A 13,813-nucleotide genomic window follows, 5' to 3' on the forward strand; every position below is an offset into this window, starting at 1 on the left:
GACGAGGTCGGAGGGGTCTGGCAGACGATGCCCGCTCCCGGAGCCGGCATTAGTCGACGGGTGCAGGAGCCGAACCGCGCGCATACGTCAGTATTAAACTTAGAGAGCTAATCAATTTTTCTGAGTGACATATTGTTGTATGTATAAATTGAACAAAAGATGAACAATTTTCAAGCTTGTAAATAATATTGAATGAAATGACGCCAGAATATATCGATGAAATCCGGCAAAAACCTCCGCCGTTATTAGAAATAAATTTCCAAAGTTGCAAATAAAATTGCGCTACAATCATAAAAACTCTCCGAATTGCGCGATTATTCCATGATAATTTCATCGCTTTGATTTCTGACCATCTTAAGAAAGATGATACAACAGAAGTATTACTGCCGAAGTTAATAGAAAATTATCACGAAAGCGAGCAAACGGCTTTTCGGGAGTTCCCTTATGCCGCATTCCAATAGGCGGGCTGTGGCGACCGATTGCTCGGGCCACCCAAACGGACAACTTATCCGGGATAGTGGCCGCGCCAGCCGGTTCAGCGTCGGTTCAAAGCAGGACTTCGGCGTTTCAGGGATCGTATGGCACCAGCATGCGCCGATGATGGTCCGGGCGGACGCCGCCGCCGGCAGCAGACGCGCCACCCGGCGGAAGGCTGCCGCCGAAGCCGCCGGCCCCTGCGCCGCATGGATCGCCATGGCAAGCGCGCTCCACCCCTCGACGCTGCGGGGATCAAGCGCCAACGCCGCGCGCACCGCGATGGCGGCACGGTCCGGCCGACCGTCACGGACGCACAGATTGGCGCAGAGCCGTCAGGAATCCATCACAGGACGATCATCCGCCCGCTCCCGTCGGGAAGAATGGGTGGCCCGTCCCAGTCCATTCCACGCTTGGCCTCCAAGGCGTAGAGCCGGCGGCGGATCAGAAGCTCCGCCGCCAGATGGACCGGTTCCGGCGGCGCCCCCTGCCCCGGCGGCCTGCCGCTCAGCATGTCCGCCCTCAACCTGTCGAACACATTCCCATCGCTGAGCGTATAGCAGACCGTCGGTTCCGCGGTCTTCGCACCGGCGAACAGCGACCGCAACGATCTGCTGTAGCAGACATCCTCAGGACCGGCCGGATTGAACGGCTCCTCGTCGGGAAAGCCACCGACCAGGTCGTGGCAGACGCGACGCACAGCCAGATTGCAGGGATAGGTCGCTTCGGAAGCCGAGCGCCAGACCGGGGTGATGTCACGGTCGATCCTGTCGAACCGGATGCCGGTGCGCACGAAGCCGATCTCCGGATGGCGGTCGAGCGCCGTGGCCGTCACCCAGAGATGGCGGTCGAGAAACCAATCGTCGGCATCGAGAAACCACAGGTAAGGCCCCATCGCCATGGCCGCCCCAAGGTTGCGCGAACGCCCCGCCCCACCGTTGCGGCTGTTGGCGATCAGCGACAGGCTGTGTTCGGGATGCGCCCGTGACCACCCACGGACCGCCTCCACGGTGCCGTCGGGCGACGCATCGTCCACCACGCAGATATGGACGCGCGCGTCCGGATCGCCGGCCGCCTGCCGGTAATAGCGAACGGCCCGGTCCACGCTGTCCAGGGCACGCCCGATGCACCCCTCCACCCGGTGAGCCGGAATCACCACGCTGCCCACCGCTTGATGGTCCCTGCGCCGCCGTTCAAGCGCGTGCAGCGCCCGTTCCAGCCCGGCCTCGGGCACCGTCACCGGCATGGCGGCGGCACCCCGCCCGGAGGCTTCATCGGCGGCAAGGCGCGACACCCGGGCGAGCAGCCCGCCGGCCTCGCCGGCGGCCCCCTGGATGAAACGGACCATAGACAGGAGGCGCAGCAGGGCACGATGCGGCGGCAGCGCCTCCACCAGCCGCACCAGTGCGACGCCGGCCCGATCGACCGCCCCCTCCTCAAGCTGGACGGACAGGCGATGCGCGGTGATCGAAAGCATGACCTCGCGCAGCCGTTCGAAGGCGGGATCGCTGGCGGACAGCGACGCAACCCTGGACAGCCAGCCAGCGGCTCCCCCCTCCTTCACCTCGACCAGCGCCATCAGCAGGACCAGTCCGGAATCGGCTGGGGCCATGCACAGCAATTCGGCGTAGCACCGCTTCGCATCGGCAAGGCGCCCGTCGCGATGGGCATCGATCGCATGGCGAAGGGCAGCCTGGGCTCTTGCCTGAACATTTTGGCCTTGAACATTCAGGCCCTGAATATCCGGACCTTGAGCGTATGGGGTCACGCGGGAACTCGGCGGTTCGGAAAGGCGGCACAGGGTGGAGAACCTCCACTCTACAGCAGGGCGGTTCCGGATGGGACGGCCTTGCAGACGTGCCGATCGCGGATAGGATGGCGGTCAGCCACCAGCCGGCCGCGGCGCCACGATGGACCCCCATGCCCGCCCTCCCCGACAGCTCCGCGACCGATCCCCTGCACAGCCCGGAGTTCCAGGCCGGTTTGCTCGCATTGCAGCAGAACGACCGGGAAGCGGCGATCGCAGCCTTCACCTGGGCGGCCGGCAGGTTCCCGATGTACGGCCCCGTTCATGCCAACATCGGCACCCTGGCCGGCCAGCTCGGCCACAGCGCCCTGGCCATGCGCTGCTTCCAACGGGCGATCGCGGTCGACCCCGGCCATGCGGAGGTCTGGTCCAACTTCTCCAGCCAGCTGCGCCGAACCGATCGCGAAGACGCCGCCGTCATGGCCCTCAAGCGCGCGTTGAGCCTGGAGCCCAAGCATGCGAACGCCCTGTGCAACCTCGGTGCGATCCTGTTCGATGCCGGCCAGACCGCCAGGGCGGAAGCCTGTTTCCGACAGGCGCTTGCACTGGCCCCCAACCATCATGAGGCGGCGAAGAATCTGGGCTTCGCATTGTTGCGCCGCGGCGACCTGCGGATCGGCTTCAGTTGGTACGAGCATCGCTACGCCGCGGCACCACTGCCTGCGCCCGTGTTCGACCCGCCGGTTCCCCGCTGGCGCGGCGGGACGCTGAAGGGGCTCTCCCTGCTGGCGGTGGCGGAGCAGGGCGAAGGCGACACCATCCAGTTCGTGCGCTACGCCAAGCTGGTGGAGCGCGGCGGCGGGACGCTGACCATCACCTGCTCGCATGCGCTGAAGCGCCTGATGGCACGCGCCGACGGGGTGCGCCACATGGTGGCGACCGGAGATCCGATGCCGCGGGTCGACGCATGGGCTCCCCTGCTGAGCCTGCCGCACCTGCTGGGCACCGACCACGGCAGCATTCCCGGTGGGGTGCCCTATCTGCATCCGGCGCCGGAGGATGCGGCGGCGTGGCGCACGCAGCTGTCGGGCGTCGCCGGGCTGAAGGTCGGGCTGGTGTGGGCGGGAAACCCGGCGTTCGGCGGCGATCGCCACCGCTCTCCGCGCTTCGCGGCCGTTGCCCCCCTGCTGGCGCTGCCCGGCCTGCACATGGTCCTGCTGCAGGTGGGGGATGGACGGCGCGACCTGGCCGGACATGCCCTGCCCCGACCGTCACCGATCTGGGCGGCAGGATCCGCGACTTCGCGGACACGGCGGCGATCATGGCCGGACTCGACCTCGTCATCACCTCCTGCACGGCGCCGGCGCATCTTGCAGGCGCCCTGGGCCGGCCGGTCTGGATCATGCTGCCATTCGCCCCCGACTGGCGCTGGATGGAGGGGAGGGCCGACAGCCCCTGGTATCCGACCGCAAGGCTGTTCCGCCAGCCGACGCCCGGGGACTGGACCAGCGTCGTCGCGGCGATCTCCGCCGAACTGCAGGCGGTGGTCGCCGGTCGCCGCCTCCTGGAGGGACTGGCATGATCGGAACAGCCGCCGGTCTTGATTAGCCAACGGTTAAGCCTGTCCGGCTAGCCTTCGCGCCACGGCCGGCCGCCGTCATCGGCGTCATTCGGGTTGATTGGGGACACACCGCCTTGGACGCGAGCAGCGAGATCAGAGGAACCGGCCACACTCGGAGGGAGCCGGCCGGCATCCTTCTGAACAGAGCGATCGCCGCCCACCGTGCCGGCCGCCTGAGCGAGGCGGCCGGGATCTATCATGCCCTGCTCGCATTGGAACCGGCCCATGGCGATGCCTGGCACCTGCTGGGGCTGACCGAGCTGCAATCCCGGCGGGAAGCCGGGGCCCTGACGCTGTTCGACCGTGCCTTGCTCATCACCCGCGACCGTGCCGAGTACCACAACAGCGTCGGCGAAGGGCTTCGGACGCAAGGCGGCATGGCCGCCGCCGCCGCCGCGTATCGCAGGGCCGTCGCGCTGCGCCCGGACTACGCCGAACCCGTCATCAACCTCACCCGCGCCCTCCAGCTCCTCGGCCGGCCGGATCGGGCCCGTGCCAGCGGTCGCCGGGCCATTTCCCTGGCACCGGAACGGACCGAAGGCGCGATCAATCTGGCCCATGCCCTGCTCGACCTCGGGCGCTTCAGCGAGGCGCAGGCCTTCTATCATCGGGTGCTGTCGCTTCAGCCCGACCATGCGGAAGCCATCGGTCATCTCAGCCGCGTCGCCCGCGGGTCCGGCGATCCCTGCAGGATGGAAACGGCCCTGCGCCGCGCCATGCGGGTGGAGCCGCTCGCCATCGACCACCCCCAGGCACTGGGCGACCTGTTCATCCAGCGCCAGGAGCTTGGCGCGGCGGAGCATGCCTACCGGCGCGTCATCGCACTCAAGCCCGATCATCCGGAGGCGCTGAACGGGCTGGGCAGCGCCTGCCTGATGCAGAAGCGCTATGCGGCGGCCAAGCCGCATTACCGCCGGGCCATGCTGCTGCGGCCCGATTATCCGAGCCCCCACAACAACATGGCCAATGCGCTGTGGGAACTGGGCGAAGCCGGCGCCGCCCGCACCCGCTATCGTCAGGCCATTGCGCTGAAGCCGGACCACCCCGACGCCTACGCCAATCTCGGCCATGCGCTCCGCACCCGGGCCAAGCGGTTCGCCGACTACCACGAAGCCGAAAAGGAGTGCCGGCGCGCCCTGCGTCTCGATCCGGGCAACCTTGCGGCCGGCAACAATCTCGGCATCGTGCATCTGTCCCTCAACGAGCTGAAGGCGGCGGAGCAGTGCTTCCGTCAGGTTCTGGCCCGCAGCGCGGAGAATGCGGACGCCCATTTCAACCTCTCGCTGACCCTGCTGAAGGCCGGCGCTCTCGAGGAAGGGTGGAGGCATTACGAGTGGCGGTGGCGGACCGGACAGCTTCCGTTGCCGAAGCTGTCCCAGCCACGCTGGCAGGGAGAGCCGTTGGATGGCCGCAACATCCTCGTCTATGCCGAGCAGGGGCATGGCGACACGCTGCATTTCGCACGCTATGTCCCGCTTCTTGCGGAGCGGACAGGGGCGGAGCGCGCCGGGCGGGTGATGCTGGTCGCCCAGCCGGGGCTGGTGCGGCTGCTGAAAGGCATGCCGGGAATCGCTTCGGTGCACGCCGTCAACGACCCGGTTCCGGAGTTCGACGTCCACACTCCGCTGCTGAGCCTGCCCGGTTTCTTCGGCACGACGCTGGACAGCATCCCGGCGCGGATTCCCTATCTTTCTCCCGATCCGGCGGACGTGGAGACGTGGAGACGGCGGATTCCGGTCCATGGCGGGGTGCGGATCGGGCTGGTGTGGGCCGGCGATCCGCGTCCGCATATGCTTCACGCCAATGCGACGGACCAGCGGCGCAGCATGCCCCTGTCCCAGTTGGCTCCTCTGGCCACCGTACCCGGCGCGGTCTTCTTCAGCCTGCAGAAGGGAGCGGCCGGAACGCAGTCGCGCACACCGCCCCGGGGGATGGCGATGGTCGACCTGATGGATGAGGTGACTGATTTCGCCGATACGGCGGCCCTGATCTCCACCCTGGACCTCGTCATCTGCGTCGACACGTCGGTCGCCCATCTGGCGGGAGCGCTGGGCAAACCGGTGTGGGTCCTGTCGCGTTTCGACGGATGCTGGCGCTGGTTGACCGGGCGCCAGACCACCCCCTGGTATCCGACCATGCGCCTGTTCCACCAGACCACACCGGGCGACTGGGCGCCGGTGGTCGAGGCCGTCGCCGGCGCCCTGCGGGGGTTCGTCGACGAACGGCTTGGAGCGAGCACTCGCTGAGGTTCCCGCAGATGGCCCGGCTGAAGCCTTGGCTCGGCCTGACCACCGGCCGCCCTGCTGCATCCTCCGGGCCAGGCGACGCCCGTCAGTCCGCCTGCGCCGACGGGACCCGCCCTGCCGAGGCGCGGCCGGCAAGCGTCAGGTCGCGATAGGCGGCTGCGACGGCACGCCAGGAGAAATGCTCGACCACCCGCCGGCGACCGCCCTCGCCCAAACGGCGGCGCAGGGGCGCATCTTCGGCCAGACGGGCGAGTGCGGCGGCAAGCGCCGGAGTGTCGTCGGCATCCAGCATCAAGCCGGTCTCCTCCTCCACCACCAGATCGCGGTTGCCGGCGATGCGCGTCGCCACCACGGGCAGGCCGGCTGCCATAGCCTCCAGCACCACGTTGGGCATGCCCTCGTCGCGCGAGGGGAAGACGAAAGCGTCGGCAGCGCGGTAGGCGGCCGGGAGTTCATCCCGACCGAGCCAGCCGCGGAACATCACCTGCCTTGACAGCCCGAGCCGGACGGCCTGCGCCTCCAGCTCCGGCCGGGCGGGGCCGTCGCCGACGATGGTCAGGCTGATGCGGTCGCGCGTCGCGGAGGGCAGGGAGGCGAGCGCCTCGAACAGCACGTCCAGCCCCTTCTGCCGCACCACCCGGCCGACGAACAGAAGCGACAGGCGGTCGCCGTCATTCCTGGTGTCGGCGGGCGAGAAGCGGGCGGCATCGACGCCGTTGGGGATGATGGCGATCGCCTGGTCCGGGGCGAAGCGGCGGGCGAGGTCGGCCAACCCTTCACTGTTGGCGACGACGGCCGAGGACCGGCGCCACAGCCAGCCGATCACCGGCCCGGCCAGCCGGTGGTAGAGCGAGATGCCGTCATACTGGAAACCCGGCACGTCGCCGCCGCGCAGGCTGACCGCATAGGGTACGCCGGACAGCGCCTTCACCATCCAGGCCGCAGGGCCGCAGGGCAGGCCGAAATAGGCGATGGTGGCATCCGGACGCCAGCGGGCGGCAATCCAGGGTGCCATCACCAGCGAACTGGCGAGGAAGGCCAGCATCTCCGCCACGGAACTGCGGTCGCGGCGACGGCGCAGGGTCGGGATGCGGCGGATCTCAACCCCGTCGGCCCGGCGCTCCGATCGCGGCAGATCGCCGAAGGCGGAGGTCAGCACCAGCACGTCCTCGCCCAATGCCGCCAGTTCGCGGGCGGTGTTGTCGGTGGCGTTGGCCGCCCCGCCGCCCAACGGCGGAAATTCGTAATTGATCAGCAGAAGCCGTGCCATGCCGCGCGCCACATTCCCCGTTCGACGAGCGCCATTGATGGGCGGTGAACGGCGGTGATGCAAGCGGTGAAGCAGCTCCATTGGGTGGCTCCACCTGCCGCCACACCGCCGTCCGGCCGGCGCCGGTTCTATGCAGCACCGGCCATCTCTGCTACTGATCGCACCGTTTCCCGATGCTGTCCGAAACCAGTTCCTCAACCGGCGCGATGCGGTCCTTCATGAACATCCAGCAAGCCTTCGCCACGGCTCTCGGGTTCCAGCAGAGCGGCAAGGCCGGGGAGGCCGCCCGGCTGTATGGCGAGATCATCGCCGCCGATCCACAGTTCGCCCCCGCCGCCAACAATCTGGGTCTGCTGCGCGCCGATGCCGGCCACGACGCGGAAGCGGTGGCGCTGTTCCGCCGTGCCCTGAGCCTGTCGCCGGACTCGCTGAATGGCTGGAACAACATGGGTGCGCTGCTGACCCGGCTTGGCCGGATGGAGGAGGCGGTGCGGGCCTACCGCGCTTCGGTCCGGCTGAAGCCCGACCAGCCTGCCGCCCTCAATGAGATGGGGATCCAGCTGGAACGGCTGAAACGGCCCGAGGAGGCGTGCGACGCCTTCGCCCGCGCGGCGGCCCTGGCGCCCGGCGATGCCGAGATCGCCAACAACCACGGCGCCATGCTGCGCATGGCCCACCGGCTGGACGAGGCGGCGGTGCGCTTCCGCCGCGCCATCGCGCTGAACCCTCACTATGCCGGGGCCTACAGCAACCTGGGCTCCACGGTGAAGGACAAGGGCGCCTTCTGGGAGGCGCTGCTGGCCTTCCGGCGGGCCACCCGGCTGGACCCGGACTTCGCCGGCGCCCATTGGAACGAAAGCCTGGTCAGGCTGCTGCTGGGCGATTTCGTCCGGGGCTGGCGCGGCTATGAATGGCGCTGGAAGCACGGCCGCCTGCCCTCGCCACAGCGCAGCTTCGTCCAGCCGCGCTGGGACGGGTCGCCGCTGAACGGCCGTCGGCTGCTGGTCTATTGGGAGCAGGGCTTCGGCGACGTGCTGCAATTCGTGCGCTACCTGCCGCTGCTCGCCCAGGCAACCGGCGGACAGCCGGTCTATCTGGAATGCCAGACGGCATTGCTGCCGGTGCTGCGCCGCCTGCCCGGCACCATCGCGGTGGAAACCGGCGGGCCGCTGCCCGACTTCGACGTGCAGATCCCGGTGCTGAGCCTGCCGGCCCTGTTCGGCACCCGGCTGGAAACCGTACCGTCCCGCGTTCCCTACCTGTCGGCGGAACCCGATCTGGCGGCGCGCTGGGGCGAGCGGCTGGCGGGGCTGGCAAGGGATGGGGGCGGCCTGAAGGTCGGCCTGAAGGTCGGTATCGTCTGGGCCGGGTCGCCGACCCACGGCAACGACAGGAACCGCTCCATCGGCCTTGCCCCCTTCGCCCGGCTGGCCGCCATCCCCGGCGTCAGCCTCGTCTCCATCCAGAAGGGACCGACCGAGGAACAGGCGGCAAACCCGCCCGGCGGCTTCCCCCTGCTGAACCTGTCGCCCGACATCAGGGACTTCGCCGACACCGCCGCCATCATGGCCGGCCTCGACCTCGTCGTCTGCGTCGACACCTCCGTCGCCCATCTCGCAGGCGCGCTGGGCGTCCCCGTCTGGGTGCTGGTCCCCTTCGCACCGGACTGGCGCTGGATGCTCGACCGCGACGACAGCCCCTGGTATCCGACAATGCGCCTGTTCCGACAGGACCGGCCAGGATCCTGGGACAATGCCATGGACCGGCTGGAGCGCGCCCTGCGCGAGCGCGCATCCGGATAAGGGTCAAAGAGCCGCGTAGGGGCCGTCACGGTGGACCATCACCAGATCGACCTGCCACATCCGCTCGTCATCGGGACGGTAAAGCGGATCGACGATGTCCCAGACCTGGAAGCCGTAGGGTGCCATGGCGGCGATGATGCGGGGCAGGCGGGCATCCGCGCCGGCGACGGTCGCCTCGATCACGAAGACGGCGTCCGGCTGCATCAGGGTGGTGGCCCCAGCCAGAACCTCCAGTTCCAGACCGTCGACGTCGATCTTCACCAGCATCGGCCGGGCGTAGCCGCGCTCGGCACACAGGCCGTCCAGCGAGATGGCGGGGACCGTGCGCAGGGCGGGCAGGGTGCTGTCCGGCTCCGCCCCCTCCAGAATGACGGAGGAATAGAGCCGGTCCTCGGACACCGCCAGCGGAACCGTGCCATCCCGGCGGGCGACGGCGGCGATGCGGTATTCGGCACTGCGCAGTTGCCCGCACAGGGCCTGCAAGGCCGGTTCATTCTCGGCCACCGGCTCGATCAGCACATGGTGGGCTTCAGGAAAAGCCTCGTAAAGCGGCGGGGTGCCGGTCTGGGCGCCGACATCGATCACCGTGGCGGGCCGAAAGCCCCGACCGCGCAACAGCAACAGCGTCTTGTGCTTGCTCTGGCGGATCGCCGTCCGTTGCGACCGGATCAGCGCCAGCAGGGTCACTGCCATCGGATCCGTAGGACTGACGCGCAGGATGGCGCGGTAGAACTCCTCCGCCCGTTCCAGGTCGCCGGAGAGATGGACATCGAACGCGATCTTGAGGCCGTCGACGATGCTCACGGCGTATTGGGCTCCCGAACTGGCGACCGTCCAGGATTGGCGTACGGTGATTTGCGTACGATGCGACTGGATGGCTGATTATAAAAGTGCCGCGCCGGACGGACCGGCGCGGCACAGTTTCGGCTGGAACCCTTTCCCGGGTCCATAGCAACAGTTGATGATATTTACCCGTTTGTTCAAGCGCGTTCTTGCAAAACGGCCAGGTTTCCGCTTCGCCGGCCATGCATTTTCCGCAAGCCGGTGCCTGCACGCTTTTTCCGGACGCCGCCCCCGTCCAAAAGCGGGGATGCGCGCAGGCAATGATCCCGACTCGGGAAGGCCGGCAGGAGGGGCGGAAGGCTCCGCTTGCCAGCGGCGGGGATGCCATGGGATGAAGCGCCGCCCCCTTCCGCCGACCGGTCCGCGCCATGCCACGCCCCACACCCGACGCCACCCTTCAGGCCGCACTCGACGCCGAACGGGCGGGGAATCGCGAGACCACCAGGACACTCTGCCTCCAGTTGCTGGAGCTGGCCCCCACCGGCCGGCAGGCGCCGGCAGCGCATGACGCGCTCGCCAGGATCATGGTCGGTCAGGACATGGCGAAGGCGGCCGACCATGCGCTCGCCGCCTGGAGACTGACGCCCTCTGATCCGACCCGCCGGTCCAACCTGTGGCAGTTGCTGACCCATCTGGGCGAGGCCGGCGACGTCGCCCGTTTCAAGGGGCGCGAGGACTGCGTCGGGCTGGTGGCGCTGGGCAACGCGCTACGCCGCGACGGGCAGGCGTTGCGGGCGGAGCGGGCCTATCGCAGGGCGCTGGATCTCTATCCGGAGGTGTCCTTCACGCTGAGCCGGCTGGCCTGCCTGTGCGCCGAGCAACACCGGTTGGAGGAGGCCGACGCCCTGTTCGCCCAAGCGGCGGAACGCCATGGCGGACGCGACGCCGTCACCCGCACCGACCCTGCCTTTTTGCAGTCCCTGCGCGAAGCGCAGCATCCTGCCGGCATCCGCGCCACCATCCAGGAGGGCGCCGGAGCCGCCGCACGGCCGCTGGTGGTCTATGCCTGCTGCGACGCGGTCTATGCGCGGAAGTTCCTGCCGACCATGGTGCGCTCCATCGCCGAGGACAGCGGGCTGGACTGCGCCATCGCCCTGCATCTGGTCAATCCCGACGCGGAGGCGGAAGCGATGGTGGCGGCCCTGGCCGCAGCCCATGGCGCCGACCGCTTCATCATCCTGCGCGAGACCATCGACCTGTCGCCGCTGGGCGACAATGCCAAGACCTATTATGCGTGCAGCCGCTTCCTGGTGCTGCCCGACCTGCTGATCCGCTGGCAGCGGCCGGTGCTGATGCTGGACGTCGACTTGCTGGCGATCCGCGACCTGAACCCGCTGCTGGCGACCTCCGCCCGGTCCGACCTCGGCATGATGAGCCATGCTCTGAAGCGCCTGGACATCTGGAGCCTGCTCTACGCCGACGTGCTGCACATCCGGCCGACCACGGGGGCGCTGCGCTTCCTCGACCTGACCCGGCGCTATATCCGTCATTTCCTGGACCGCGGCCTGCCCGTCTGGTTCCTCGACCAGGCGGCGCTTGCCGCCGTGCATCTGGCCGGCTTCACGGCGGAGACGGCACCACGCCTGACGATCTATCCGGCGGACATCCACAGCAGCACGGTGATGGTCGACGCCGAGGGCCGTTACTGGACCGACGAGAGCGCCTATTTCTATTCGGTCCGCGCCACCGGCGGCGGCCAGCACGCGGTGCACCGGCTGAAGCGCCGGGCCGGGACCACGGCGGACGTGAAGCAGGGGTGAGGTCCGCCGCCGCCTCCGAATTCCTTCACCGGATCCAGCCCATGGTCCGGAACTGGTCGAGCCTGTCGCGCACCAGGCGGGGATGGCGGTCGACCGGGACGATCTCGTAATCCTCGCCGGCGCCGGGCGCGCCTTCGGGGATGGCGCTGCCGCTGCTCAGGAAACCGGCGACATCGGCCATCTTCCGCTCGTCGAAAGACCGGACTTGTTCCTGGTGGGCGTAGGCGTTGAGCTTGGCCGAGAAACGCTCCAGGCCGCCCATCCAGCTGAAATGCCAGCCGGCGTCGCGGATGACGTGGCCGATGCCCTGCTTGGCGAGATAGCGCACGGCATTGGGCCCGGTCTGGCGGATGACGCGGAAGGGAGCGGCCCCGGCCGCACGCCAGTCGCGGGCGAAACGGCAGTTCAGGCGATAGAAGAACAGGTCGAGTTCGGCGGTGAAGACGGTGTCGAAAGCCGGGCCGCCGCCGCGCAACCGCTCCACGACCTCGCGCCGCAGGATCTCGTCGACGTCGGAGACGATGACCATGTCATCGTCGCGGCAGCCATCCAGCCCGCGCAGGATGGCGTCGCGCTGGTAGGCCTCCCGCTGCCAGGAGAAGGTGCCGACGAGTTCATCCACCACGACGTAGCGGATCTTGTCCATATAGGGCCGGAACCGCTCGCGATGCTCGCCGAAGGTCAGCGCCTTCGGCTCGCCGGAATGGGTGCGGGTCGCCTCCACCACCACGAAGCCATCAACCACGTCATGCAATTCGGCAAGGCGGATCTCCAGGATCTCGGCCTCTTTGAAGTAGGTGCAGCAGTCGAAGATCCGCCGCGCCGCCGGTATTGCCGGAACGACCGGCGCCGTTTCGGCGAAGGGGTTGTCGGGAGGGGGCGACAGGGGGCTGCGGCCGAGGACCTCCGTATAGCGGACGAGGGCGCGCAGGCCGAGCAGGGTGGTCCACCGCTGGGTGCGCGTCCAATGGTCGATGCCGGGCGCCTCCAGCAGGCGCTCCATCGTCGCCGACAGGCTGTCGAACGCGGCATGCGCCCCGGCATGGGCGTTCATGTCGTAGACATAAGCGTAGCCGAAGCCCCTCAGGCTCTCCAGAAGCGGCTCGATCGCGAGATGCTGCTGTGCCTGCGCCTTGTGCTCCAGACCGGCAAGGCTGTTCCACAGCTCGAACCCCCGGCTGTGGGCCTCCAGGGCCTCGCGGTAGAGATGCTCCTCCTGCAGCAGCGTTCCCAGCCAATGCATCGCGGCCGAGGCCGCCTGCCGACGCGCGTCCGACCGGCGGTCGCCCTGCGAATTTTCCGCCCGAAGCGCCAGCCTGCGGCAATGGGCCAGAGCCTCCGCCCGACCGGACGGGCACAGCCAGTCGAGCACGCCGAGAAGAAGACCGGCCGGCTGGTCCCGAGCGAGCCGCTCGGCAAGCGCGCGGATGCCCGCCTGCAAAGCGGTGCCGCGCAACAGGTCGGCCCTTGCCGTTCCCGGAGCGAGCAGCAGGCCGCGGGCAATCAACATGGCCGCCGCCGCCCCGTCGCCACCGGCACTGCATTCGATCTGTCCGGCGAGAAGAAGCACCTGGGGAAGTGCCGGATCGAGGACCAGCATCATGCGGCAGGCTTGTCTGGCGTCGCCGGTGCGGCCGCCATTCGCATCCTCCACCGCGCGCTGGAGGATCATGGAAACCAGGATGTGGCAGTTGGTGCGGAACACTTCGCGCGGCGCGCCGTATTCCGCCAGAAGAACAAAGCACCAGAGCGCTTCCAGGAACCGGCCGGCCCCGTAGGCTTTGCTTCCCGTCACGAAGATGCCGGTCAGCACCGCCGCCGACAAGGCGCGCGCATCGGCATTCGCCGGGTCCCGCCGCAGGATACGCAGCGCTCCTTCCATGGCATGCCAGGGACGTCCCGCTTCGGCATCAGCACGGGCCTGAAGGAGGCTGGGAACTGTCATGCGGCGGGTCCTGAACGGAATGGCTGGGACGGGCGATCAGGAATCCGGCCGGCTTCGGCCACCGTGGCGCTTGCAGCAATCAGGTCGGAGAGCAGCCCGGTCCGG

At 68.4% G+C, this 13,813-nt stretch carries 9 protein-coding genes; 4 read left to right on the top strand and 5 right to left on the bottom strand.

The genetic code is table 11. The annotated features are described in order from the left end of the window. Positions 1-392 precede the first annotated feature (392 nt). Positions 393-695, bottom strand: coding sequence for a hypothetical protein (locus E6C72_RS31125; RefSeq protein WP_136700894.1), 303 nt, complete (start codon positions 693-695; stop codon positions 393-395). Positions 696-820: 125 nt separating this feature from the next. Further along, complete coding sequence (locus tag E6C72_RS31130; RefSeq protein ID WP_109865091.1) at positions 821-2,086, bottom strand: glycosyltransferase family 2 protein; 1,266 nt, start codon at positions 2,084-2,086, stop codon at positions 821-823. A gap of 308 nt (positions 2,087-2,394) precedes the next feature. Between E6C72_RS31130 and E6C72_RS31135 the strand changes: the two genes are divergently transcribed. Further along, positions 2,395-3,825: a tetratricopeptide repeat protein gene (locus tag E6C72_RS31135; protein ID WP_169055339.1), complete on the top strand. Its 1,431-nt coding sequence runs from the start codon at positions 2,395-2,397 to the stop codon at positions 3,823-3,825. 91 nt (positions 3,826-3,916) lie between these two features. Further along, entirely contained in the window at positions 3,917-6,088 is a 2,172-nt protein-coding gene (locus E6C72_RS31140) for a tetratricopeptide repeat protein (protein WP_109865093.1), read from the top strand. An 85-nt stretch (positions 6,089-6,173) separates the two neighbouring features. Here the strand turns inward: E6C72_RS31140 and E6C72_RS31145 are convergent, their stop codons facing one another. Then, a complete protein-coding gene (locus tag E6C72_RS31145) occupies positions 6,174-7,358 on the bottom strand; it encodes a glycosyltransferase family 4 protein (RefSeq protein ID WP_109865094.1) in 1,185 nt (394 codons plus the stop codon). Between the two features lie 218 nt (positions 7,359-7,576). Here E6C72_RS31145 and E6C72_RS31150 point away from each other — a divergent pair, with 218 nt between their 5' ends. Beyond that, positions 7,577-9,160, top strand: coding sequence for a tetratricopeptide repeat protein (locus E6C72_RS31150; protein ID WP_136700896.1), 1,584 nt, complete (start codon positions 7,577-7,579; stop codon positions 9,158-9,160). Positions 9,161-9,163: 3 nt separating this feature from the next. Here the strand turns inward: E6C72_RS31150 and E6C72_RS31155 are convergent, their stop codons facing one another. Then, complete coding sequence (locus E6C72_RS31155) at positions 9,164-9,964, bottom strand: FkbM family methyltransferase (RefSeq protein WP_109085453.1); 801 nt, start codon at positions 9,962-9,964, stop codon at positions 9,164-9,166. A 407-nt stretch (positions 9,965-10,371) separates the two neighbouring features. Between E6C72_RS31155 and E6C72_RS31160 the strand changes: the two genes are divergently transcribed. Then, positions 10,372-11,763, top strand: a complete 1,392-nt coding sequence (locus E6C72_RS31160; RefSeq protein ID WP_109085454.1) for a lipopolysaccharide assembly protein LapB — start codon at positions 10,372-10,374, stop codon at positions 11,761-11,763. 25 nt (positions 11,764-11,788) lie between these two features. Here E6C72_RS31160 and E6C72_RS31165 read toward each other — a convergent pair whose 3' ends face one another. Beyond that, the gene (locus tag E6C72_RS31165; protein ID WP_109085455.1) at positions 11,789-13,708 is read right to left on the bottom strand and encodes a hypothetical protein; all 1,920 of its coding nucleotides are present in this window, start codon (positions 13,706-13,708) and stop codon (positions 11,789-11,791) included. Positions 13,709-13,813: the final 105 nt, after the last annotated feature.

It is taken from the genome of Azospirillum sp. TSH100 (assembly GCF_004923295.1).
Lineage (GTDB): Bacteria > Pseudomonadota > Alphaproteobacteria > Azospirillales > Azospirillaceae > Azospirillum.

Coding starts and splice junctions, on each gene's coding strand:
- E6C72_RS31145 (WP_109865094.1), bottom strand. CDS start 7,358: ATGGCACGGCTTCTGCTGATCAATTACGAATTTCCGCCGTTGGGCGGC.
- E6C72_RS31135 (WP_169055339.1), top strand. CDS start 2,395: ATGCCCGCCCTCCCCGACAGCTCCGCGACCGATCCCCTGCACAGCCCG.
- E6C72_RS31165 (WP_109085455.1), bottom strand. CDS start 13,708: ATGACAGTTCCCAGCCTCCTTCAGGCCCGTGCTGATGCCGAAGCGGGA.
- E6C72_RS31150 (WP_136700896.1), top strand. CDS start 7,577: ATGAACATCCAGCAAGCCTTCGCCACGGCTCTCGGGTTCCAGCAGAGC.
- E6C72_RS31125 (WP_136700894.1), bottom strand. CDS start 695: ATGGCGATCCATGCGGCGCAGGGGCCGGCGGCTTCGGCGGCAGCCTTC.
- E6C72_RS31130 (WP_109865091.1), bottom strand. CDS start 2,086: ATGGCCCCAGCCGATTCCGGACTGGTCCTGCTGATGGCGCTGGTCGAG.
- E6C72_RS31160 (WP_109085454.1), top strand. CDS start 10,372: ATGCCACGCCCCACACCCGACGCCACCCTTCAGGCCGCACTCGACGCC.